The organism is Frankia torreyi (assembly GCF_000948395.1).
In the GTDB taxonomy this organism is placed as follows: Bacteria; Actinomycetota; Actinomycetes; order Frankiales; family Frankiaceae; genus Frankia; species Frankia torreyi.
In genome coordinates this window covers 1-23142 of sequence record NZ_JYFN01000024.1, presented here as the reverse complement: position 1 = coordinate 23142, position 23142 = coordinate 1, and the positions used below count along the sequence as shown (strand labels likewise).

At 69.6% G+C, this 23142-nt stretch carries 21 protein-coding genes and 1 pseudogene; 13 read left to right on the top strand and 9 right to left on the bottom strand.

Annotated features, from left to right (window positions below):
• Positions 1-42: 42 nt before the first annotated feature.
• The gene (locus tag FF36_RS15875) at positions 43-684 is read left to right on the top strand and encodes a CGNR zinc finger domain-containing protein (RefSeq protein WP_044885860.1); all 642 of its coding nucleotides are present in this window, start codon (positions 43-45) and stop codon (positions 682-684) included.
• A gap of 88 nt (positions 685-772) precedes the next feature.
• On the opposite strand, the gene FF36_RS15870 is transcribed toward FF36_RS15875, so the two are convergent.
• Both FF36_RS15870 and FF36_RS15865 read right to left on the bottom strand, forming a co-directional pair.
• Complete coding sequence (locus FF36_RS15870) at positions 773-2125, bottom strand: NtaA/DmoA family FMN-dependent monooxygenase (protein ID WP_044885859.1); 1353 nt, start codon at positions 2123-2125, stop codon at positions 773-775.
• The gene (locus FF36_RS15865; protein ID WP_082121955.1) at positions 2122-2940 is read right to left on the bottom strand and encodes an alpha/beta hydrolase fold domain-containing protein; all 819 of its coding nucleotides are present in this window, start codon (positions 2938-2940) and stop codon (positions 2122-2124) included. Before FF36_RS15865 ends, FF36_RS15870 begins: the two co-directional genes overlap by 4 nt.
• A 107-nt stretch (positions 2941-3047) precedes the next feature.
• Here FF36_RS15865 and FF36_RS15860 point away from each other — a divergent pair, with 107 nt between their 5' ends.
• The 6 genes from FF36_RS15860 to FF36_RS15835 all read left to right on the top strand — a co-directional run bounded on the left by FF36_RS15860 (position 3048) and on the right by FF36_RS15835 (position 10198).
• Entirely contained in the window at positions 3048-3743 is a 696-nt protein-coding gene (locus tag FF36_RS15860) for a TetR/AcrR family transcriptional regulator (protein ID WP_044885858.1), read from the top strand.
• 300 nt (positions 3744-4043) lie between these two features.
• Positions 4044-4775, top strand: a complete 732-nt coding sequence (locus FF36_RS15855; protein ID WP_236705972.1) for an ABC transporter ATP-binding protein — start codon at positions 4044-4046, stop codon at positions 4773-4775.
• The gene (locus FF36_RS15850) at positions 4772-5497 is read left to right on the top strand and encodes an ABC transporter permease subunit (protein ID WP_044885856.1); all 726 of its coding nucleotides are present in this window, start codon (positions 4772-4774) and stop codon (positions 5495-5497) included. The genes FF36_RS15855 and FF36_RS15850 overlap by 4 nt, the downstream gene beginning before the upstream one ends.
• On the top strand, positions 5494-6663 hold the full coding sequence (locus FF36_RS15845; protein WP_044885855.1) for a sensor histidine kinase: 1170 nt from the start codon (positions 5494-5496) through the stop codon (positions 6661-6663). The genes FF36_RS15850 and FF36_RS15845 overlap by 4 nt, the downstream gene beginning before the upstream one ends.
• A 13-nt stretch (positions 6664-6676) precedes the next feature.
• Positions 6677-7345, top strand: a complete 669-nt coding sequence (locus FF36_RS15840) for a response regulator (RefSeq protein ID WP_044885854.1) — start codon at positions 6677-6679, stop codon at positions 7343-7345.
• A 174-nt stretch (positions 7346-7519) separates the two neighbouring features.
• Positions 7520-10198 (top strand): FAD/NAD(P)-binding protein, encoded by a 2679-nt coding sequence (locus FF36_RS15835; RefSeq protein ID WP_044885920.1) that lies wholly within the window; start codon positions 7520-7522, stop codon positions 10196-10198.
• A gap of 112 nt (positions 10199-10310) precedes the next feature.
• Here the strand turns inward: FF36_RS15835 and FF36_RS15830 are convergent, their stop codons facing one another.
• From FF36_RS15830 to FF36_RS15815, 4 genes are all read right to left on the bottom strand, one after another.
• On the bottom strand, positions 10311-11078 hold the full coding sequence (locus tag FF36_RS15830; protein WP_044885853.1) for a MerR family transcriptional regulator: 768 nt from the start codon (positions 11076-11078) through the stop codon (positions 10311-10313).
• Between the two features lie 12 nt (positions 11079-11090).
• Complete coding sequence (locus tag FF36_RS15825; protein ID WP_044885852.1) at positions 11091-11894, bottom strand: ABC transporter permease; 804 nt, start codon at positions 11892-11894, stop codon at positions 11091-11093.
• Positions 11891-12862: an ABC transporter ATP-binding protein gene (locus FF36_RS15820; protein WP_044885851.1), complete on the bottom strand. Its 972-nt coding sequence runs from the start codon at positions 12860-12862 to the stop codon at positions 11891-11893. Before FF36_RS15820 ends, FF36_RS15825 begins: the two co-directional genes overlap by 4 nt.
• 130 nt (positions 12863-12992) lie before the next feature.
• Positions 12993-14957: a glycosyltransferase family 2 protein gene (locus tag FF36_RS15815; protein WP_242418797.1), complete on the bottom strand. Its 1965-nt coding sequence runs from the start codon at positions 14955-14957 to the stop codon at positions 12993-12995.
• 619 nt (positions 14958-15576) lie between these two features.
• Here FF36_RS15815 and FF36_RS15810 point away from each other — a divergent pair.
• From FF36_RS15810 to FF36_RS15800, 3 genes are all read left to right on the top strand, one after another.
• Positions 15577-16626 (top strand): glycoside hydrolase family 53 protein, encoded by a 1050-nt coding sequence (locus tag FF36_RS15810; RefSeq protein WP_277912944.1) that lies wholly within the window; start codon positions 15577-15579, stop codon positions 16624-16626.
• A gap of 311 nt (positions 16627-16937) precedes the next feature.
• Complete coding sequence (locus FF36_RS15805; RefSeq protein WP_044885849.1) at positions 16938-17609, top strand: DUF6461 domain-containing protein; 672 nt, start codon at positions 16938-16940, stop codon at positions 17607-17609.
• A 546-nt stretch (positions 17610-18155) separates the two neighbouring features.
• Positions 18156-18806: a type II toxin-antitoxin system PemK/MazF family toxin gene (locus FF36_RS15800; protein WP_199865408.1), complete on the top strand. Its 651-nt coding sequence runs from the start codon at positions 18156-18158 to the stop codon at positions 18804-18806.
• Positions 18807-18974: 168 nt separating this feature from the next.
• On the opposite strand, the gene FF36_RS15795 is transcribed toward FF36_RS15800, so the two are convergent.
• Entirely contained in the window at positions 18975-19169 is a 195-nt protein-coding gene (locus FF36_RS15795) for a PIN domain-containing protein (protein WP_199865407.1), read from the bottom strand.
• Positions 19170-19178: 9 nt separating this feature from the next.
• On the bottom strand, positions 19179-19376 hold the full coding sequence (locus FF36_RS15790; RefSeq protein WP_044885917.1) for a hypothetical protein: 198 nt from the start codon (positions 19374-19376) through the stop codon (positions 19179-19181).
• Between the two features lie 168 nt (positions 19377-19544).
• On the opposite strand from FF36_RS15790, the pseudogene FF36_RS41475 reads away from it, so the two are divergent.
• The 3 genes and pseudogenes from FF36_RS41475 to FF36_RS15780 all read left to right on the top strand — a co-directional run.
• A pseudogene (locus FF36_RS41475) lies at positions 19545-19793 on the top strand (IS982 family transposase); the annotation flags it as partial.
• Between the two features lie 75 nt (positions 19794-19868).
• Positions 19869-21122, top strand: coding sequence for a substrate-binding domain-containing protein (locus tag FF36_RS15785; protein WP_479686786.1), 1254 nt, complete (start codon positions 19869-19871; stop codon positions 21120-21122).
• A gap of 111 nt (positions 21123-21233) precedes the next feature.
• Complete coding sequence (locus FF36_RS15780) at positions 21234-22031, top strand: SAM-dependent methyltransferase (protein ID WP_044885847.1); 798 nt, start codon at positions 21234-21236, stop codon at positions 22029-22031.
• A 27-nt stretch (positions 22032-22058) separates the two neighbouring features.
• On the opposite strand, the gene FF36_RS15775 is transcribed toward FF36_RS15780, so the two are convergent.
• Positions 22059-22928 carry a Scr1 family TA system antitoxin-like transcriptional regulator gene (locus FF36_RS15775; RefSeq protein ID WP_044885846.1) on the bottom strand — a complete coding sequence of 290 codons (870 nt, stop codon included), beginning with the start codon at positions 22926-22928 and terminating at the stop codon, positions 22059-22061.
• Positions 22929-23142: the final 214 nt, after the last annotated feature.

Sequence of the window (23142 nt, the reverse complement as noted above, 5' to 3'; positions counted from 1 at the left end):
CCTTGACGATGACCTGCAGGTTCCGGCAGTCCAAGGAGTCCCTTGACCAGATCCGTTGCGGCCGAACCCACCCCGATGCGCACGACCGCCCGCTCCAGGCCGGTCGACACCGGCAGCCTCTGTCTCGACCTCGTCGCCACCCGCACCCCGGGCGGCCCGGATCTGCTCACCGCGACAGCCGGCGCGGCGGCGTGGCTCGGCACGTTCGACCTGCCGACCCCGGCGGCCGGGCTCACGTCGCGTGACCTGGACCGGATCCAGGAACTGCGCGCCGCCGTGGACCGCCTCGTCCAGGCCCGGCTCGCCGGCACCGGCCCCGATCCCGAGGATGTCGGGCACCTCAACACCTGCGCCGCGGCGCCGACGCCGACATCCTTCCTCCGCGGGGATGCGTGGGCGCGGATCGAGGTCCCGCAGCCCGACCTGGCCGGCGTGCTGTCCGTTCTCGCGCGCGACGCGGTCCACCTGTTGACCACGAGCGAGCCGAGCCGCCTGCGCTCCTGCGAGGGCTGCGGGCTCGCCTTCTACGACCGCTCACCCTCCGGCGGCCGGCGCTGGTGCTCGATGAAGCGCTGCGGCGAGCGCACCGCCTCCGCCAACTACCGCAGACGCCACGCCGATGCCGACAACGGCGGTGCCCCTGACGGCCAGCCGACCCACGCATCGAGTCAACAATTCGGATGATCTGCGGCCGCGCCGGCGGCATCGTGACCGTGCTCGGACTGGCTGAGCCCACCGGTTGCAACGTGACCATGCCGTGGCAGCACGACGGTCACGGCAGTGCGTGCTTGGCTGCTTCGGGCAGCGGCAGGCCGAGCCGCTCCCGCAAGGTGGCTTCCTGATATTCGTGGGGCCACAGCCCTCGGCGTCGCAGGATCGGGATGACGTGGTCGACGAAGGCGGGCAGGCCGTCGGCGATCACATCCGGCATGAGGGTGAAGCCGTCCGCGGCGCCGCCCCGGTACCAGTCCTCGATGATGTCGGCGACCCGTTCGGGTGGCCCGGCCGCGACGAGGTGGCCGCCCCAGCGCGGGCGCAGCAGGTCGCGCACGCTGAGCCCACGGTGGGCCCGTTCCAGCAGCCCGAGGTCGAGGACTCCGACCGCGCCGTCCACGCCCAGCGGCGGCAGCAGGTGGGGCGGGATGGGACGGTCGGGGTCCAGGGTCTCCGGGTCGAGGATGTCCGGGTCGAGGCGGAGTTTGTCGGCGAGGACAGCCCGCGCGCTGTCGCGATAGGCGAGCTCGTCGAGACGGCGCAGCCGATCGGCGGCTTCGGCGTCGCTGCTGGCGATGGAGGTCATCAGGCCGGGCAGGATGGTGATGGAGGCGGGGTCGCGGCCGTAGCCGGCCGCCCGGCCGCGGATGTCGGCGGCATACGCGCGGGCGGCGTCAAGGCTGGTGGCGCCGGAGAAGACGGCGTCGGCGGTGCGGGCGGCGAGGTCGCGTCCGGGGTCGGAGGCGCCGGCCTGGAAGATGACGGGATACCCCTGCTCGGACGGTGGGAGCGGCAGCGGTCCGCGGACCACGAAGGTGGCGCCGCGATGGTCGATCGGAACCAGCTTGCCGCGGTCGGTGAACGCGCCGGTGGCGACGTCGGCGAGCAGCGCGCCGGGCCGCCAGCTGGCCCACAGGGCGCGCACGACGTCGACGAACTCGTTGCCGCGGCCGTAGCGGTCCGCCCGGTCGGCGATGCGGGCCTCCCCGAAGTTCTCGGCGATGACGGGTACGAAGGTGGTGACGGCGTTCCAGCCGACTCGGCCGTGGCTGACGAGGTCGAGGGAGTGGAATCGGCGGGCGATGTTGTAGGGCTCGTTGAAGCTGGTCGACGCGGTGCCGACCAGGCCGATGTGCGTGGTGGCGCGGGCGATCGCGGTGAGGATGACGGTCGGTTCGAGGTAGTACGCCTCCTGGGGGTGGTCGGTGAGATCACCCCACAGCCCGGGCACATCGGAGAGGAAGACCGCGTCGAGCAGGCCGCGTTCGGCGACCTGGGCGGCCTCGACCCACCGGTCGACGCTGGCGAAGGTGTAGGGGTCGGCCTCCGGCCAGCGCCAGGCGCCCGGGTGCACCCCGGTGGCGGCGCCGACCAGGTGTACCGTCAGGTGGAGACGGCGGGAGCCGGTCATCGGGTGGCGAAGTCGAGCACCTCGTCGCGGGCGAGTTCGAGGTCGCCGAGGGCGAAGAAGGTGGGCGGCAGGCCGGCGAGGTCGGTCGCGCGGGCGGGAGCGGCATAGGCCGGGATCGACTCACCGCCGGGTGGGCCGGCCGGGCCGAGGTAGCTGGTCCAGCCACGCAGCGAGGCCGCGCGGTGCCAGGTGCGTTCGTCGTTGATCGCGTGGCTGGAGGCGGTGCGGTGCCGGTCGTCCAGTACCGGGGCGTGCAGGAGGAGCAGCGACGGAAGCGGCTGCCCATGATCGCGCAGGTACAGGGCCAGGCCGGCGGCGATCGCCGCGCCGGCGCTGGAGCCGACGATGGCTGATCGCGTTGGATCGACCCCGAGCTGCGCGGCCGTGTCGTGCAGCCACTGCCAGGCGGCCGCGGCGTCCTGGAGCGCCGCCGGGTAGGGGTGGGTCGGGGCGAGTCGGTAGCCGACCGAGACCACGACTGCCTCGGCTGCGCGCGCATACCAGTCGCAGTGCGGGTCGAACTGCTCCAGCTCGCCCATGGTGAATCCGCTACCGTGGACGAACAGCACCGCCGGAGCCGGGTCGGGCCCGTCAGCCGGGCGGTAGCTGCGTACCGGAACCCGATGGCCCGGATCGACGCCCACCACCGCGTCCTGCGGGAACGTGGCCGGGCCACCCGGCCAGAGTTGATCAAGAACCCGTCGTTGTGGTGGATGCAGGAATCGTGCGCGCAGTTGCGGGTCCAGACGCTCGGGCAGCGGCGTGCTCATCGCGCGGCCGTGGGCTGGGCCGTGCGCCTCCTGCTGTCGGGTCACGACCGCTCCTCCGCACCCCAGGCAACTTTTCCTGTCCGGATATTATGTTGAACGATCGAGTTTAATATATCAGTCAGCGTGTAACGCCGGAGCGATAACCTGGCCGGGTGACCACAGGGAGGAACGCGTCGACACCGCTGCGCGGCCGGATCGACAAGCGGGCTGCCATCCTCGACGCGGCGCTGCGGGTGTTCGTTCAGGAGGGCTACGGCCTGGCGCGCGTCGAGACCATCGCCGAACGGGCCGGCGTCGCCAAGCCGACCGTGTACAACCACTTCCGGGACAAGGAGAACCTCTTCCGCACGGTCATCCTCGATGGGGCGCAGCGCACCGGCGACCGGATCGTGGCCGCGCTCGACCTCCTCCCCGACGACGGGGCGGACCTGGCCGGCGCCCTCACCCGGGTGGCCCGCAACGTCATCGACTGTCAGCTCAACGACGAGGGCTGGGCCCTGCAACGCCTCATGTACGCCGAGGCCGCCCGCTTCCCCGACCTGTTCGACGATGCCCTGCGCCTTGGCGGCGCCCACGTGCACATCGCCCTCGCCGGGCGCCTGGCCCGACTGGCCCATCGCGGTCACCTCGACATCGACGACGCCGACCTCGCCGCCGGCCACTTCCTCGCCCTCGTCTCCGGCGATCTCCCGACGCTGTCCGCTCTCGGCACCCGCGCCGTCACCGACCACGACCTGCAGGCCGCCATCGCCGCCGGCGTCAACACCTTCCTGCGCGCCTTCAACGCCACTCCCCCGGACCCGAACCGCCGGCCGGCACCAACCACCCGCGCCTCGACCTCGCGGTAGCGCCGGCACCCGGCCGTCGCCGGATTCTCGGGCCGGTCGCTCGCAGTCGTCCTTGACCTCGGCGCGGGTTAGCTGAGACACGCCAGCAGGCGCTGGCAGGCGGACGGATCGCCTGTGACGGTGTAGCTGTCCGCCCTGATGGTTGACCCCCGGTAAGCCGGCGCAGGCGGACGTTGTCCTCCACCCCCGGGGGGAGGGACGGTCGCCGCGATCTCCACCCACGGTCGAGCCGCGAAACCCACCGGTACGGCGATGACCGGGAGATCGAAGGATCGGATTCTGTCGGCCATGGGAATTTCAGTGACGGCGGGCGCGGCGGTCACGCCGAGCGCCGCGATCAGCGTCGAAGGTCTGACGAAGCGTTACGGCAGGCACACCGCCATCGAGAACATGTCATTCGGCGTCCGCGGCGGGGCGGTCACCGGCTTCTTCGGGCCCAACGGCGCCGGCAAGACGACGGTGCTCAAAGTGATCAGTGGGCTGGCCCGGCCGAGTGCCGGGCAGGTGCTGCTGAACGGCCGCGAGGCGCGCACGCCGGAAGCGCGCACGTTGGGGGTCTTCATCGAGCCCTGTGGCGCACACCCGGGTCGCTCGGCGCGGGCGCACCTGCGTTCGCTGGCGGCCCTGGCCGGGCTGCCCAGGGCGCGAGTCACCGAGATGGTCGAGTTGGTCGGCCTTGGGCAGGCCGGGCGTCGCAGGGTCGGAAAGTACTCGCTCGGTATGCGGCAGCGGCTTGGCCTGGCGGCGGCGCTGCTCGCCGATCCGGACATCCTGGTGCTGGACGAGCCGATGAACGGGCTGGATCCGCGCGGGATCCAGTGGTTGCGCACCCTGCTGCGCGAACGGGCCGACGCGGGCCGCACCGTCGTGTTGTCGAGTCATTCGCTGACCGAGGTCGAGCGCACGGTCGACGATGTCATCGTCATCGACCGAGGGCGTCTTGTGCATCAGGGCCGGATGGCTTCGATCGCCGAGAGTGGCTTCTCCCTCGAGGACGTCTTTCTTAGGCTGACCGAAGGCGAGGACGCGTGACCGGCCGGCTGGTCAGGGGCGAGCTGATCAACATTCTGACCACGCGCACGCCGCTGGTCTTCGCGGCGGCCTCGGTCGCGCTGACGGCCGCGAACGTCCTGATTGTCACGCTTGCCTCGGGGACGCTCGACGAGGTGGGAGAGAAGGAGGAGGCCCTGTCCGGGATGCCGATCCTGTTGCTGCTGCTCGGGGCGGTCGGTGTCGCCGGCGAGTTCCGGCACCGCACCGCGGCTCCCGCGGCGCTGGCCTCGGGCGCCTCGCGGGAACGTCTGCTGCTCGCGCGGGCCACGGCGTACGCGATCGTGAGTCTGGTCGTCGGGTCGGCCATGGTGGCGGTGTCGCTGGGGGCCGGGCTGCCGCTGTTGGCTCGGCAGCCCGGCCCCGGCCTGAGTGCCCGCGAGGCGACCGCGGTGGCGGTGGGCCTGCTGACGTCGTCGGTGCTCGCGACGATGATCGGCGTGGCCGTCGGCGCGCTGGTTCGCAACCAGGTCCTGGCCGCGGCCGGCGCACTGATCCTCACCTTCGTCGTGAACCCGCTGCTCGACCTCGTCCGGCAGGACGCGTCGGACTACACCCCGTTCGGCGCGGTGGGGGTGCTGACCCGGATGTCCCACGGGCCGGATCGCCTCTCCCTGACTGCGGCGGCGATCGTCCTGGGCGCCTGGACGGTGGGGCTCATGTGCGCGGCGTTGGCCGGGGAACGCCGGCGCGACCTGGCATGACCATCCGGCGCGGGCTGGTGTTCGATCTCGTCGTCACGGTGGCCGCCACGATCGCCGAGCTCAGCCTTCTCCTCAACGACGACCACACCGCGCGGGTGTCGACGGTGCTGCTGGCGGTTGTGTCCGGCGGTGCGCTCACAGCGCGCCGCCGGGCGCCGTGGGTGGTGCTCCTCGCGACGCTCGCTCTGGCTGCCGCGCTGGTGGCTGCCGGTGACGCACCGGGCGGTGTGCCTGTCCTGGTAGCGCTCTTCACGATCGCCGAGGGTGACGACTGGCGCCGCGCGCTCGTCGCGCTCGTGCCCACCGCGGTGCTCCTGGCCGCGCTGTCGATCGTGTCCGTCCCGGTGACGGCCGCGGTGTGGGCGTTGGGCGCGTACGCGCGGACCCGCCGTCGCTACGTGCGCGCGCTCGAGGAGCGCGCCGAGGACCTTCAGCGTGAGCGGGAGTATCTGGCCCGGATCGCGGTCCACGAGGAGCGCGCGTCGATCGCCCGCGAGCTGCACGACATCGTCGCCCATTCGGTGACCGTGATGCTGCTCGGCGTGCGCGGCGCCCGGGACGTGCTGCATACCAGGCCGGACCGGGCCGACGAAACGCTGGCGCGGGTCGAGACGAGCGGGGAGCAGGGCCTCGCCGAGCTTCGGCGGATGCTGACCGTGCTGCGCGCACCCGGCGCCTCCGCCGACTCCCGCCCCATGCCCGCGCTGACGGACCTGGATGAGCTGGTCGGCGACTACCGTGCCGCCGGGCTGCCCGTCGAGCTACGGGTGACGGGGAAGCCCAGAGCGCTGTCCGGCGGACTGGAGCTGTCCGTCTACCGCATCACCGAGGAAGCGCTGACCAATGTGCTGAAACATGCCCGTCCGAGCCAGGTGACGGTCACGCTGGCCTACCGGGACGGAAGCATTGACGTGGCGGTGACCGACGACGGTGCGACCGGGTTGGCGCGGGCGCCGGTCGGTGATGAGGACCCGCGGGACGCCTCGATGACCAGCGAGCCGGCCCGGCACGGCCTCGTCGGGATGCGGGAGCGGGTCGCGGTGCTCGGTGGCGAGCTGGAGTTCGGCCACCGGCCCGGTGGCGGGTTCCGCGTGGCGGCCCGCCTGCCGACGGGCGGTGGGGCAGGAGCGCCCGCCGCGCCGGCCCGTCGAACCACCGGGGAGTGAGGAGGGGAGTCGGATGACCATCCGCCTGTTGATCGTGGACGACCAGGAGCTGATCCGGACGGGCCTGCGGCTGATACTCGAAACCCAGGAGGACTTCGAGGTGGTCGGCGAGGCCGCCGACGGCCGGGAGGCGCTCGCACGGGCCGAGGAACTGCGACCTGATGTCGTCCTGCTCGACATTCGCATGCCGCGCATGGACGGCGTGGAGACCACCGCCCACCTGACCGCCGACGGGCCCACCCCGCCGCCGCGCGTCCTCATCCTGACCACCTTCGACCTGGACGAGTACGTCTTCGGCGCGCTGCGCGCCGGGGCGGCCGGATTCCTGCTCAAGGACGCCTCCCGCGAACGCCTGATCGAGGCGATCCGGGTCCTGCATGCCGGTGACGCGCTGCTGTCACCGTCTGTCACCCGGAGGCTGGTCGAGGCCTTCGCCGGCCGCATCCGCCCGCCGACCCCACCCGGCCTGCTCAACGCCCTGACGCCACGCGAGCGGGAGGTACTGGTCCTGGTCGCCCGAGGACTGTCGAACACCGAAATAGCCGGGCGCCTGGTCGTGACCGAGGCGACCGTGAAGAGCCACCTGGGTGCCGTGCTCGCCAAGCTCGGACTGCGTGACCGGGTGCAGGCCGTGGTGCTCGCCTACGAGAACGGCGTCGTCGTCGCGGGCGAGCCGGCGTAAGCCCGGCCGCCGATGACGAACCGGGCCGCGGGGCTGCCAATCGGATCACACACCTCGTTCCGTCGATCTGGGCTACGACCTCCCCCACCTGCGCCTAACCTGATAAGGACTGGAATTGACGCAGAAGGAGATCTCTATGCCCAGGTGTCCGCACACGTCCTGTCGACGGTCCCGATGAGTGCGCCGGTGGTCGTCGCGGTGGTGGGTGGCGGGGCGAGCGGTTGCCTCGCCGCCGCCCAGCTGGCAAGGTCCGTGGCGGTTACCGGCCGCAGGTTCACAATATTGCTCGTCGAACCGGACGACGTCGGCGAGGGCCTGGCGTATCGGACCCGGGATCCGCGGCACCGGCTCAATGTCCCGGCCGCGAAGATGAGCGCATTCGACGATGATCCGCAGCACTTCCTGCGCTGGCTTCGTCGGCACGTCGCGGTCGACTTTCCAGCCAGGGGTTACGCACCCCGCCAGTTCTACGCCGACTACCTCCGCCACACGCTGGAGGAGACGCTGCGCGCCGCGAGCGGGGTGCACTGCGAGCGGGTGCGCGCTCGCGCGACGGACCTCCGCCGGCATGGCCGCCGGCTGCGCCTCACGCTCGACGACGGGACCAGCCATCCGGTCGACGGTGTCGTCCTCGCGCTCGGGCACGGCGCCGCGACGACGTCGTGGGCCCCGCCGGCGCTGGCCCGGTCGCCGCGGTTCGTCGGTGATCCATGGCGGGCGGATTCCCAGCCCCACGTCCCGGCTGGCAGCGACGTGCTGCTCGTCGGCTCGGGCCTGACGATGGCCGACATGGCCCAGCGCTGGAGCCGGGCCGGCGTGCGCCTGCATGTGACCTCGCGTCACGGGCTGCTTCCGCTCCCCCACGTGCTGGACCCGGCGCCGCCGCTGGCCGCCCCGGAGTTGCCCGCCGGACCGGTGAGCCTCGCCCAGGCCCGCCGGCTTGTCTTCGATCACATCCGCGCGGCCGGTGGCGACTGGCGGCGGGGCGTGGACGCGATGCGCCCGGTGACGGCCGAGCTGTGGTCGCGCCTGGACGCGGCTGCCCGGTCGAGCTTCGTCGCCACGACGATGCGGCGCTGGGACCAGGTGCGCCACCGCGTCGACCCCGCCATCCACGCCTGGCTGGAGCAGCGCCGCGCCGAGGGATCGCTGGTCGTGCACGCCGCGCAGGTCGTCGACGCTTCCGACACCGCGGCCGGCGTCGAGGTCTCGCTCAGCGACGGCTCGCGGGTACTCGCCGCGGCCGTGGTCAACTGCACCGGTGCGGGCGCCGGCGTGCGGACCAGCCATGATCCCCTGGTCATGAACCTGCTTGCCACCGGCCTGGCGACCCCGGACAGCCTGGACCTGGGCTTCGCCACCGAGGCGTCCGGGCGGCTGGTCGCGGCCGACGGACCCCGGCCGGCGATCTGGGCCATCGGACCGTTGCGGCGCGGCGAGCTGTGGGAGAGCACGGCGATCCCCGAGATCCGCGGCCAGGCGGCCTCGGTCGCCCGCGCCGTCGTGGCCGCCCTGCCTGGGCCACAGGGCGTCCGGCGGGTGCGCGACCCCTACGGCCTGCCCCTCACCGCCAGCCCGGAGGCGGCCGGTCGCTATGTCGCCGGGCTCGGACGGATCCTGCGGGTACAGTCCGGAGCCGAAGCGCTGGTGGCCGAAGCGGTCGCGGCCGACCCCCAGTTCGCCCTCGGGCAGGCGGTGCTGGCGCTGCTCGGTGCCGAGTGGGGCGCCGACGTCGACGTGGAAACGGCTCTGCGGAACGCGCAACGCCACGCCGGCCGGGCCGACGAGCGTGAGCGACGCTTCATCGAGGTCGTCGCCGCCCGCATCCGCGAGCCGGGGGGAGCCGGTTCGGCCGCGGCACTGCTCAGCTACATCCACGCCTACCCGGAAGATGCCCTGGCCGTCAGCATCGCTGTGCCGACGATCGCGTTCAGCGGCGCGACGGAGCTCCCGGCCGAGGCCTGGGCCCTGGTCGAAGGCCTGGCTGCCGTCTACCGCGACGACTGGTGGTACCGGGGGCTGCTCGCCTTCACCCGCCAGGAGCAGGAGCGCTGGGACGAGGCGGCCGAACTCGCCGCACTGGCGCTGGCCGTCGAACCGACCGCCGGCCACGCCGTCCACGCGAAGACCCACGTCCACTACGAGACCGGCGACCATGAGGCGGGGCTGGCCTGGTTGGACGCCTGGATCTCGACCTGCGGGTCGGATTCGTCGCATCGGGCGCACTTCTCCTGGCACGCGGCCCTGCACGAACTCGCCCTCGGTGACGACAGCGCGATCCGGGCGCGTTTCTCGACCCAGCTCGCGCCGCCGGCCGTCTCCGGCGTCCGGGCGCTGATCGACTCGGCGTCGCTGCTGTGGCGCGGCTTCGCGGCCGGCGCCTGGACGTCGGTGGAACTCGGACCGGTGTTGGAGACCGTTCCCGCCGCGTTGCTCGTCGATCCGCCGACGCCCTTCGTCGGGCTCCACTCGGCGGTCGCCCTCGCCGCCGTGGGGGACTGCCGCCGACTCGCGCAACTGCGCCGGTCCGCGGCCGCCCGGAGCAACGCGGTGTTCACCGACACCGTCGCGCCGCTGGCCGACGCCCTGATGCATCTCCTGCACGGTGATCCCGACCGGGCGACCGACGCGCTGATCGCGTTGCCCGGCGTCGAGCGGCTCGGGGGCAGCGCCGCCCAGCGCGAGATCGTCGAGGACACCACGATCTACTGTGCCATCCAGGCCAACCGGCCCGACATCGCCCAGTCGCTTCTGCGGACTCGACTCGACCGCCGCTGCTCCCCCCGCGACGTCCACCGCCGTGCGCAGCTCCTCACGAGCCAGCAGACCGGACGCCCGTCACCGACCGACTGACCCGAGCGAACCGAGTGACCGGTGCTTCACCCGGGCCGGCGGCGGCAGCCCCGCCGCCGGCCCGGGAGTCCGAACACTCGTGCGGCGACCACCGCTCACGCCGCCGACAGCGCTATCGCGGAGAGATCCGCTCGAACTTGGTCCAGCCGCGCCAGCCGCGTTCCTCGAGCCGCGCCAGGAGCCGACGGGCGATCGGCACCGAGTTGAGGAAGACCGCGTCGAGGAGCTCCGCGAGCTCATCGGTCATCTCCTGGTCGCGGCTATCCCATCCCTCGGCATCGGCGGCCTCGAGAGAGGCGACGAGCCGGTCGGCCAACGCCGTCAACCGCGGGTCGTCCACCTCCCAGTCGATCATCGCGACGAAATCCCAGTAGAGGTCGACCGTCGCCGGGTCGTCGAGCTGCTGCTGCTTCATTTTCATGTAGAGCGGCATGTGCTCCGGGAGTTTGGCGGCCACCAGGATCCAGGCGTCCCGCTCGCCCTCGATCATCAGGTCCGGCAGTCCGAGCTCGCGCAGCCGGTCGAGGTACGCCACCGCCTCCGGCGGCAGGGCCAGGCTGTCTCCGGCTGCCAGCTGCGCGATCCGCTCGCGGTGCCGCTGCCGCTGCCTGATCTCCGCGCGCAGGCGCCGGTCGATGTCGGCGACGGCGGCCGCGAACTCCTCCTCGCCCGCGGCCAACAGCTCGCGGACGCGCGCGAGCGGCACGCCGGCGTCGGCGAGGGTCCGGATCCTGACGAGCTCGACGACGGCGTGGGCGTCGTAGCGCCGGTAGCCGGAGTGGTCGCGCTTCGGCTCCGGCAGGAGACCCTTGGCGTGGTAGTGCCGCACCGCGCGCACGGTGACGCCCGCGTACGACGCCAGTTGGCTGATCGTGAGCACCGCGCCAGTGTCCTATTTCCCGGGCACGCGGAGGAACAGCCGACGCGACCAGAGGTAGCCGAGCAGCGCGATGGCGACGCACCAGCCGATCGCGAGCCACCGGTCGGAGTCCGTCGCGGCGCCCGTGGCGAGCGCGCGGAGGGTGTTGATCATCGGGGTGAACGGCTGGTACTCCGCGAACTGGCGCAGCCCGGTCGGCATCGCGTCGGTCGGCACGAAGGCGCTGCTGACGAACGGCAGGATCATCAGGAACAGCGGGGTGTTACTGGCCGTCTCGACGCTGTCCGCCGCCAGGCCCAGGCCGACGGTCAGCCAGGTGAGCGAGAACGCGATGAGGATCAGCAGCCCGATCACACCGAGCCAGCCGAGCGGGCCGGCAGCGGAGCGGAACCCGAGGAGGAACGCGAACGCCGTCACGATCACCACGGCGAAGCCGGTCCTGATGACAGCGCCCAGCACGTGGCCGGTGAGCACCGACACCCGGGCGATGTTCATCGTGCGGAACCGGGCGATGATCCCGGTGGTCATGTCGGTCGCGGTCGAGATCGCGGTGCCGAGCGCGACGCTGGCGACGGTCATGAACAGGATGCCCGGCGTGATGAAGACGAGGTAGCCCCTGCGGTCTCCGCCACCCGCCTGGCCCGTCTGGCCCGGCAGGCCGGCGCCCAGGGTCCCGCCGAACACGTACACGAACAGCAGCAGGAACAGGATCGGCTGTGCGACCAGAATGATCGACAACGAAGGGTAGCGGCGGATGTGCCGCAGGTTGCGCCGCAGCATCGTCGCCGAGTCACGGACGATGTAGGTGGTGCTCATGCGGGGATCCGCTCGGATGCGGGCGCCTCGGATGCGGGCGCCTCGGATGCGCGGCCGGTGAGCGCGAGGAACACGTCGTCGAGGTCGGCGGAGGAGACCGTCAGGCCGGCGACGCCATCGTCGTCGAGGCCGTCGAGCACGCGGCGCAGCCCGGCGATGCTGCCGTCGCCCGGCACCTGCAGGGTGAGTGCCTCGGCGTCGGTGGTGGCCTCCGGGTGCGCCGCCGCTGCCGCGGCCAGCCCCGCGGCGTCGGTGAACTGCACCGACACGTGCCCGCCGGGCACCCGCCGCTTCAGTTCCGCCGCCGTGCCCTCGGCGACCAGGCGGCCACCGTCGAGGACCCCGATCCGGTCGGCCAGCTCGTCGGCCTCCTCGAGGTACTGCGTCGTCAGCAGCACCGTCACGCCGTCGGCGACCTGCTCGCGCACGATCGCCCACAGGGCGCGACGGCTGCGCGGGTCGAGACCGGCCGTCGGCTCATCGAGGAAGATCAGCCGGGGCCGGGCGATGAGCGTCATCGCCAGATCCAGCCGCCGCTTCATGCCGCCCGAGTAGGTCTGTGCCCGCCGGTCGGCCGCGTCGACGAGGTCGAAGCGCTCCAGCATCACGGTCACGGCGGCGGTCGCGGTCGCCCGGTCCAGGTGCGCCAGGTCGGCCATCAGCCGCAGGTTCTCAGCTCCGGTGAGCAGCTCGTCGATCGCCGAGAACTGCCCGGTGACACCGATCGCGGCGCGCACCCCGGCGGGCTCGCGTCGGACGTCGAAGCCGGCGACGCGGATCTCGCCGTCACCGGGGGTCAGCAAGGTGGAGAGGATGTTGACGATGGTCGTCTTGCCGGCGCCGTTGGGTCCGAGCAGGGCGTAGACGGTGCCCTCCGGGACGGTCAGGTCGACGCCGTCCAGCACGGTGTGGTCGCCGTAGGACTTGGTGAGTCCGGAAGCCTCGATCGCGGGGCTGGTAGCGGTCATGCCGCCATGCTGGAACCCCGACGCAGGGTCAAGGTCAAGCCGGCGCCCGCAGAAACCTTTCAGGACAACTCGCAGGCAGCGGCAGAAGCCCAGGAACATGGCCCGGTTCTGGCGGACTTCGCGGGAGGATCTAGGTCGAGGAGAGCGCACCCCAGATCGGCATGCTGCAGGCGGCGGCGGTGATCGCGGTCGCCACTGCGAGAACGGCTGTGGTCAGCAGCGGTGCGGCCTGCCGCCGCAGTCGAACGGTGAGCTGCGAGCTACCGCCCGGGGTGGCCCTGACCTCCTGCAGGATAACGAAGATCAGCACCAGCAGGAATACCAGCGCGTCCTGCAGCGCGAAGAGAAGGTAGCCCTCGTTGGAGCCGGGCCCGTACGCGGCAAGGTAGCACCAGCATGCGGCGAGAGGCAGGATCACCATGGCGATGTACGGCGCGACCATCCGCAGCGAGATCGCGTTGCCGTCGCCGTCCACCCCCTTCTTGGTGATCATATAAGGCTTCTTGACTCGTAGCACGACCTGGACGAGCGCGGAAAGAACGATGATCCAGCGGGCGGCGTGTAGCACCATTCCCCGCCAGGTGAGCCGCACACCGGCTGGCAGGTGCCAGGGCCGGCTCCACAGCCAGATAGCTGCGGCCATGGCGGTCATCGGGAAGCTGTGGCCGACGAAGTCGAGGTAGTGCACCTTCGCGATGCGCTGATTCAGGCAGAGGGAGATCAGCGGCAATGTGAACAGGATGAGCATCGACAGTGACCAGAAGGTGTACCAGGTCTGCGCGAAAAGGAACTGCATCGCCTGACGTGGCTTGTACTGCCGGAGCAGTCGGGGCGTGTGGCGAAGCAGTACCTCGATCATCGAGTAGGCCCAGGCGAACTGCTGCGACAGGTAGGTCTCAAATGTTTCCGGCCCGTCGCCGACCGCGAGGATGTCGGGGACGAAGACCCCCTGATATCCGCGGGCGGCGAGGCAGACGGTGTCGAGGTGGTCCTCGGCTCGAGTCGGCTGAAACCCGCCTATCTCGCGGATCGCGGCGGTGTCGTACGTGCAGTGGCTACCGATGATGAACGGTGTTCGGGAGAATCCGTAGAAACCCATCTGGAGCGGTCCCTGGAGACCGAGTTCCTGTTCGGCGGCGCCCCGCGCGGTCCAGTGGGTGAAGTTACCGTAGACGCTGGGCGCCTGTACCCATTTCACCTTCGAGTCGGCGAAATAACCGAGGACCCTGTCCAGGTAGTCCGGATTCGGGATGTGGTCGATGTCAAGCTGCGTGAAATGGCTGTAATTGTGCCCATAGGCGTCGAGCCAGCTGTTGACGTTGCCGGCCTTCGTCTTCCGCTTGAAGGGTGGGAACCGCCGGTTCCAGCCGGCCACGCCCACCTTTCCCCAACGGGCCTCGTCGTGGCGCGAGAAATACTTGACCCCCATGGATCGGGCCAACGCCTCTATTTCTGGAGAGGAAATTTTGTCGACGAGTATCCAGCTGTCGTGAGGATAGCTGATTCGACTCATGGCGACGAGTTGGCGACGCACGATGTCCAGCGACTCCGAGCCGGGCACGGTGAGACTCAGAACGGCTACCCGTCCGATCGGCGCGGCGCGCTCGGCGTGGGCCACTGGAATCGGGGTCGGTCGCCGCATGTGTCCCACGAAAAGCATGTACATCGACGACAGGAGCACGCCCACGTAGAAAAAAGAAAATGACATGAGTATGAACAGCGGAAGCGAGCCGACGTGATCCCCGCGCAGCCACCATACCCAGAAGAAGAGCACAGCGAGGATCCACCCGGCCACGATCAGCCAGTACTGCCGTCGCTGCCGGCGACTCATCGGGGAGGTGGACTGGACGCGGATCTCGGACTGCCCCGGGGCCACCTCCGCCCGACGCGGCGCGGAAGGACGGTATTCCAGGGGCATGGTGAGCTGTCCCACGCCGTCGGCCAAAAATGCGGTCGCGTTCTCCCCGCGTAGCGGACTCCGCACCGTTCCCCCAATCCGCGCACGGTCGGCGCACGGCAAAAAGACCAATAACGGAGCGCGCGTGATCGGCCCGAGAAAGGACGACCAGTTCCCGGCCGGCAGATCAGCATCCAAACGGGGTTCGCCCCGTGGTCGGCTACGCTGTCGCGCGATTGGCCGAGCTACTCAACGAAGGCAAGGGTCACGTCACGCGACGCTTCCGCGCGCCCGTGTGGTCGGCAGGCCGAAGACCCTGTCGCACGTTGCCCCCCAGTCCCTGCGCCCCACGAGGATCGCGACATATTGATCGAGGACCCTCGGACTGTTCGTTACGCTAAGGCATCATCTGTCAATTAGCAAAATTTGCACTATCGGCGATAAGGGGTGCACGGAGGGTGACTTTTCATCGGAGATGTACCGATTCGATACTATTCCTCCGTAATCAGCATGACTTCCGCCGCCGAAGCAGGCCTACGTCCGTTGCGGTTGCGGGCATCACACACACGAACGCAGGCTTCTCGTCCTGGAAAGACACGACGGACACCCTCCGGGCGGGCCCGGGGTGGGTCTGCGGTCCACCCGACGCGATCGAGCGCTCGGCTGGGGGGAGTGGACGCTGGTGCAGGTCAGAGGCGTACGGATGATCCACCTGGCCAGCGCGGCGATCGTGGTCGGGCTGCTGATCGTCGTCGTCATGGTCGCGCCGTGGCGGCCCNCGCCGTCCGCCGGAGTCCCCGGCGTCCGAGGCGCGGACATCTCTTTCACGCTGCAGGAGGAGGCCGCCGGCACGGCCTTCTCCGACGGAGGTGAACGTCTGCCGATCGAGCGGATACTCGCGGCCCACGGCGCGAACTACGTCCGGTTACGGGTATGGGTCAATCCACCCCCGGGATACAGCGACGAGCGGTCGGCACTCGAGCTGGCGCGGAGAGCGAAGGACGCTGGCCTGAAGATCCTGCTCGTGCCCCACTACTCGGACTTCTGGGCCGACCCATACAGCCAGCAAACACCGGCCGCCTGGCACGGAGCCGACCTCGCCGCCATGCTCGGCACGGTCAGAACCTATACACGTGACCTGGTCGCGACATTCGCCGAACACGGCACACCGGTCGATATGATCCAGATCGGGAACGAGATCACCAACGGCATGCTCTGGCCACTCGGCGCAGTCCAACACGGCGCGGCGCAGGACTGGTCACCTTTCGCCACGCTGGTCAACAGTGCGATCACCGGTGCCCGCGAAGGTGAGCCCCACCGTCACCTGTCCGTCGTCCTCCACATTGACAGCGGCGGCGACGCCAGCCGTTCACAGTACTTCTTCGACAAACTCATGCACGCCGGGGTCACAGCTTTCGATGTGATCGGCCTCACCTATTATCCGTACTGGAACGGCTCGCTGGCGGATCTGCGTGCGAACCTCGCGAACCTGGCCGCGCGCTACCACAAGAAGATTCTCATCGTGGAGACCGCCTACCCATGGACCCTGGCCGGAACGAAACCCGGCGACTGGGTCAGAACGGCCGATCAGCTACCGGACCGAAAAACTCTTCCCGCTACGGCGGAAGGCCAGGAGAACTACTTCAGGCAACTCCGGCGGCTACTCCAGGAAGTGCCAGACCATCGCGGGCTGGGATTCTTTGTCTGGGAGCCCGGCTGGCTTACCGTCGACCCGAAGGCCGGCGAACGAATTCCGACCGCCAACCTGGCGATGTTCGACGGGCACGGAGCCGCCCTGCCCAGCCTCGACGCATTCTCCGCGCAGGATGGGTCCGCCGCACGACCACGACCACGACCATCGGAATGATGTCGGCGCAGCTTCGACACCTGATCAGCTATCCGAGCGATGTCCCTCGCGCCGGCATTCCATCCGCGATTGCTGCTGGTCGGCCGTTTCTATTCGCGCGATCGGCGCAACATCGACCGCGTACGGGCAGGTCGGTGGCGAACCGGAAGATCATGTTTTCGTGGCGGCGGAACCCGTGGATCAGCGTCCGGGCGTCGACGGCCAGCGGGCTTCGTTTCCCGGAGTTGTCGGTGTCACCGCAGGCGAGCGCGCCGGGCTGCCCCCACGCGGCTATATTCCTGGGGGCAGCCGCACCAGACCCGGAGCACGAAATGACCCAGCCTTCCCCGGAGCAGGACTGGACGGCAATCGTCCGCTACGGGCCGTTCTGCCTCACCGTCACCCACGGGGTGACCCCCCGGAACCTGCTGGAGCGTTACGAGGCCGATCCGACGACAGCCCGCCTCCTTGCCTTCGGCGAGACCGACGCCGTCGTCCAGCCCGGCCCAGACCGGACGATCCTCACCAGTGGAACCCTCGGGGACTGGACGTTCGGCTTCGAGACCATGAGTGTCGAAGGCGTCATGCCCGAGACCCTCGCCGCGCTGTCCCGCGGCACGCAGACACTGGCCCTCAACGACTCCGCCAACGCCATGCACACCCTGAAGCACTGGGTCGACGGGCAACCCCAGGAAAGCTTCGAAATCGGGAACCCGGTCACCCGGCGCGCCGCCGGCCCCCATCCGCTCTGGGACGCCACCGAACGCCACCGGGCCACCCATCCCGACCAGTCGGACATCGTCGCCGCTCTGCGGGCCGTGAACGACCACCTCGGCGGGCACCTCGCCCCCCGCATGCTCGCACGCCCGCTGCTCACCGCCATGCTGCCCGAGCGTCGTCCCCCGCTCTCCGCACCCAGACCCGCCCTCCCACTCGTCCACCCAAGAGAATCGACGCCGCTCGGCCAATACCTCGGCACCCTCCGCCCGCCCGAGGAGAGATGACGCCGTTTCCGGCAGACAGAAGCAGCGCCGGGAGTCCACCCCGGCGAGAACCGCAACATGTTCACTTCATCGCGTCGCCTCCCTGTCCGACGCGGCCACCGGTGCGCCGACGGCCTGGCGTTGGGGGTCCCGCCGTATACAGGTGACGGCTCCGGAGGTGTCTGCTGGGAGCACAGGGCGTCGCCGACCCGATGCAGCAGGACCCTCCAGTCCCGGCGGCTCGGGAGCCGGGAGTGTCAAGTTAACGGCTTTGGCTCACGTGCGGTGGTGACGCCGGGTAGCAGGCATCACGATCCGTCAGATATACGGATTCGTCCAAAGATAGCGGGGCTCGACGCCGTCGCCGCTTGTGGCGGACGGCCTGATCGTCGACCGGAGCTGCTTGTGGATCGTCAGGTTTGAGCCGCACCGCCCCGATCTCCTCGAGGGCTGCCTCGCCGGCACCGGCCCGACCTGGGACACGTCATGATCCCGGCCAGAACCAGCATGACCCAGCAACATCATGATCCAGCGAAACCACACATTAAAGATCAGTATTGTGGCGGCATGGGATTGCTGGGGGATCTGATCAAGATCGTGTCCGACCTGGTGACGAGCAGTCACCGCCGGGGGGAGGCGCCCTCACGGGAGGCGGGACGGGAAGGTCGGCGGCGGTCGACATCAACGCCGACGGCCCGTTCCTCCTCGCCATCCTCCTCGCCATCCTCGGTGGCAGCCGCGCGCAGTCACCCGGCCCGGGAGCGGGCGGGGTCGTCCCGCGCGCAGGCGGAGGTCTCGCCGGGCGAGTCCGGGCCGGACGCCACCAGGGAGGTCGATCCGGATCGCATCGGGCCGGTGCGGATGAGCTACGCGCCGCAGTCGGACGGGGCCCCGGATCCCGGCGAGATCGTCTGGACGTGGGTGCCGTTCGAGGAGAACGACGGACGGGGCAAGGATCGGCCGGTCCTCGTGGTGGCCGTCGAATCCGCGGGCACCTACCTGGCCGTGCAGCTCACCAGCAAGGATCATGACGGCGAGGGCGACTTCGTGTCCGTCGGCGCGGGCGGGTGGGACAGCGAGCACCGACCGTCCTGGGTCAACCTGGACCGGGTGATCCGGGTGCACGAGGGCGGGATGCGCCGAGAGTCGACGGCCCTGCCGCGCGAGCCGTTCGAGCGGGTCACGGACCGGCTGCGGCAGCGCTACGGCTGGCGCTAGCTAAGACGACACAAGCTGCAGATGTGTGCAAACCATGAGGGGTGGCTACCCCGGGTAGCCACCCCTCATGAACCAATGTTCCGCGCGAACCTTTCCATTAGATCAGTCCGCCTCTCTGACCCTTCATCGACCCAACGGTCACCAGGCCAATAGATTAAAACTATTTATTCAGGTCAAACGCTTGGCGAGTTTCTGGCGTCGGCGACTGCCCCAGTCTCGCAGGTCGGTCCACGTGGTGAGCTCGCCGAAGGTCACGAACGTGATCAGCGGCCGGCGGCCGATCAGACGGGTCGCCATGAGCCCGCTGAGTCTGCGCTTGTGGCTCAAGGAAGCGACGTCGGTGTCCAGGACGACGAGCTGCACGGCGGCGACTCAGGCGACGTCGCGGCGACGCTCGGCGTAGGCGAACGCGAGGAACTCGTCGAGCTCCTCGTCGGAGTCGAAGGTGTCGGCCGCCAGGTCGTCGAGAGACCGGATGGGTGATGTACCTCGCGCGGCCAGGAGCTCCTCGGCGGTGACCGGAGAGCGCAGCGGCGGGTACGGCGGAGGGCCGGTTTCCGGAGTGCTCATGGACGCGGCCTCCTCGCGGGTGTTTCCGGCTGGCTGCGAACCAGGACCAGCATATGGCAGCGCCCAGGTCGCGATCTGTGACCGGCTGTAGTCGGCGGAAGCCGTCGCCTTGTCGCGCACACCGGCAGACATCGGGGCGGACATCGGGCACCCGGCCTCTTCGGGGCGTTCCCCTACCTGCCGGGCCAGGCTGGCTACAACAAGCTGCTACGACCAGTGTTACCACTGGTCAAGGGCATGATCGGGCTTGTGGCGGCGGACAGTGAATTCTGGTTCGACAACCACTGGATCAGCGATGCGACCACCGTGCCGTGCGGAATGTCGCGGCCGACGGTGCAGCACGTGCAGCACGTGGAGCTGGCCGGCTACAGCTACTGCGCGTCGCACTCCCGATTCCACCGGGGGCTGAAGCTGTACGGGGAATTGCCACCTCGTACCATCCTGCCCTCGGCGGTGTGGAATCCTCACGGTGGGCGAAGACGGCCCGCCGTGATGTCAGGAGCATCGCAAGCCTGGTGTTCCCACCCCCGGGTGCTCACCTATTTCACCGTGCTGAGGAGATCTGGGCTGGTGCGAGTTTCGATGTTTCGCCGCCGTTGGGTGGCGGGGTGCGCCGCGGTGCTGGCGTTCGGCCTGACCGCGTGTTCCGGCTCGTCGAGTGGGTCCGGTGGGGTGAGCCCGTCGGCCACGGGGTCCGCCACCGAGTCGCGTTACGCGACGCCGCTGAAGGGGATCTGCCCCTCCACGGTTGTCATCCAGGCGAACTGGTGGCCTGGCCTTCCCGACGGGTACCTGTACCAGCTTCTAGGCCCCAACCCGACGATCGACGTGAGCAAGAACCGGGTTGAGGGACCGCTGGGTGCTACCGGCGTGAGGCTCCAGGTGCGCGCCGGCGGGCCGGCGACGGGTTTCCAGCCGGTGACCTCGCTGCTGGCTCAGGACGACAGCATCCTGGCCGGCTATGTGGGAACGGACGAGGCTGTGCAGGCCTCCGGGAGGCAGCCGCCGGTCGCCGTCTTCGCGCCCTACGAGAAGTCTCCGCTGGCGCTGATCTGGGGCGACCCGGCGTGGAACTTCACCAACGTCGCCGAGATCCGCCAGTCGGGCGCGACGGTGCTGGCCAGCGCGAGCGGGACGTCCTTTCCCGACGTCTTCGTCCGGGAGGGGTCGCTGGCCAAGTCCCAGGTCGACACCTCCTATCAGGGGTCCCCGGACCGGTTCGTCGCCGCCGATGGCAAGATCGTGCAGCAGGCTTTCGTCACCAACGAGCCCTACCTGCTCCAGCACGACGTCAAGGCGTGGGGCAAGCCGGTGAAGCACCTACTTCTGCAGGACGAATACCCTGCGTACATCTCCGCGTTGGCCGTTCGGCCGGACAAGGTGTCGACCCAGCGCGCCTGCCTGGCCAAGCTGGTGCCGCTGTTGCAGCGGGCGCAGCGGGACTACGTCGCTAATCCGGCGCCGGTGAACCAGCTCCTGCTGAAGGTCGTCAGTACGCTGCACACGGGCGGGTTCACCCTTTCGTCGGGGCTGCTCGCGTACGGCAACGCCACGCAGAAGCAACTCGGGTTGATCGCCGATGGTAGTGACGGAGTGCTGGGCAGCTTCGACACGGCCCGGGTAGGGACGCTGATCGGCCGGCTGGTCCCGGTCTTCACTGCGAAGGGCAGTACGCCGAAGGCGGGGCTGGTTCCTTCGGACCTGGTGACCAACGAGTTCCTCGACAAGGCAGTGACGTTGAAGTAAGGGACGCCGGCGGCAACGGAAGAAGAGTGACGTCCGGGGCGGGGCCGCCCCGGACGGTCCCTATGATGAGCATCGGGTTCTTGTGACCACGCGGCGAAGGGAACGTTACTCATGAGCGACGCTTCGGCACCCGTTGTCGACATCACCGTGCCGCACTCGGCGCGGGTGTGGAACTACTGGCTGGGCGGGAAGGACCACTATCCGGTGGACCGCGAGTTCGGCGACCGGCTCTACGAGTTGCTCCCCGAGATTGTGCAGCTCGCCCGGCAAGCTCGGGCCTTTCTGGGCCGCGCGGTCACCTACCTGGCCGGTGAGGTGGGTATCCGGCAGTTCCTCGACATCGGTACCGGCCTGCCGACGGCCGACAACACCCATGAGGTAGCGCAGCGGATCGCCCCCGACTCGCGGATCGTCTACGTCGACCACGATCCGCTGGTCCTGGCGCACGCGCGGGCCCTGCTGGTCGGCACGCCCGAGGGGGCTACCAACTACGTCGACGCCGACGTCCGCGAGCCGAAGAAGATCCTCCAGGCCGCCCGCGAGACCCTGGACTTCACCCGGCCGATCGGCTTGATCATGCTCGGGATCATGGGAAACGTGGCCGACCTCGACGAGGCATACGCGATCGTGCGCGAACTGCGCGAATCCCTGCCCTCCGGCAGCTATCTTGTGTTCAAGGACGGCACCTACGCCATCATGGGCGAGGACCGTGCCGACGCCATCCACCATCTCCACGAGCACGAGAGCTTTCCGTACCACATGCGCACCCCCGAGCAGGTGGCCCGTTTTCTCGACGGTTTCGAACTCGTCGAGCCGGGTCTGGTCTCGACGCCGTTGTGGCGGCCAGACCCCTCGGCCGAACCGCCCCTGGCGATCGACGACCTGTGTGGCATCGGCCGGAAGCCCTGACGTCCGCCAACCGGGCGGAGGCGGACGTCACGCAGCGTGATACGAGGCGATTTTTTTGATGACCTTTACCGTGTCGTCGGGCGTCGTGCTCTTGAGTGCCAGATTGTCCATGGCGAGCGTGTAGCGGGTGACGTCGTCCGGCTTGTCGAGATAGACGGAGCCCGTGAGATGCTCCAGGTAGACGACATCGGCGATATCCGGCTCACCGAACCGCAGAATGCTGAACGCGCCCCCCTCGGCGGGGTGGGGGCCGACATTGAATGGAATCACCTGGATGGTGATGTTCGGGTTCGCGTTCAGGGCGATCAGGTGTTCGAGCTGGCCTTGCATGACGGCCGGCCCGGCGACCGAGCGCCACAGTGCCGCCTCGTCAATGATCGCCCATGCCCGGGGCGGATCTGGCCGGTCGAGAATGGCCTGCCGACTTATCCGCGCCTGGACCCGACGTTCGACGGCGTCGGCGCCGTCCACCTGGCGGGCTCCGGCCATGACGGCGCGGGCGTAATCCTTGGTCTGGAGGAGGCCGGGGATGAATTGAAGCTCGTAGGTCCGGATCAGGATCGCCGCTTCCTCCAGGCCCAGGTAGGGCTGAAACCATCCCGGCATCACGTCGGTGAAACCCTGCCACCAACCGGGCTCGTTGGCCTGACGGGCGAGTTCGAGCAACGGCGAGCGGTCCCTCTCGTCCGTGACGCCATACAGTGTCAGCAAGTCGGCCACATCGCGTTCCTTGAAACTGACCCGACCCAACTCCAACCGACTGATCTTCGACTCGGAGGCCCGGATGCTGTAGCCAGCATCCACCCGGCTAATGCCTTTCGCTTCCCGGATTCTCCGTAGCTGTGTGCCCAGTACAACGCGGCGCACTATCGGCCCGCCCGCCCGTTGCAGCGTCATTCCCCCGCCCTCATCCGGCCGCCCTCATGCGGCCACGTTCCCTTCAGCGTACCGGATGATGATGGAAGTCATGTAGCCGGGTTCACCCACAGCGCCGGGACAACCGAGCTGGCGGCCCTCGCTCCGGGACTGTTTCCCGGCCATGACACCGGGGACGGCATCAGGGTGCGTCCGGTAACGCCTCGTGCCCGGGGCTACGATTCGCTCAGATTAA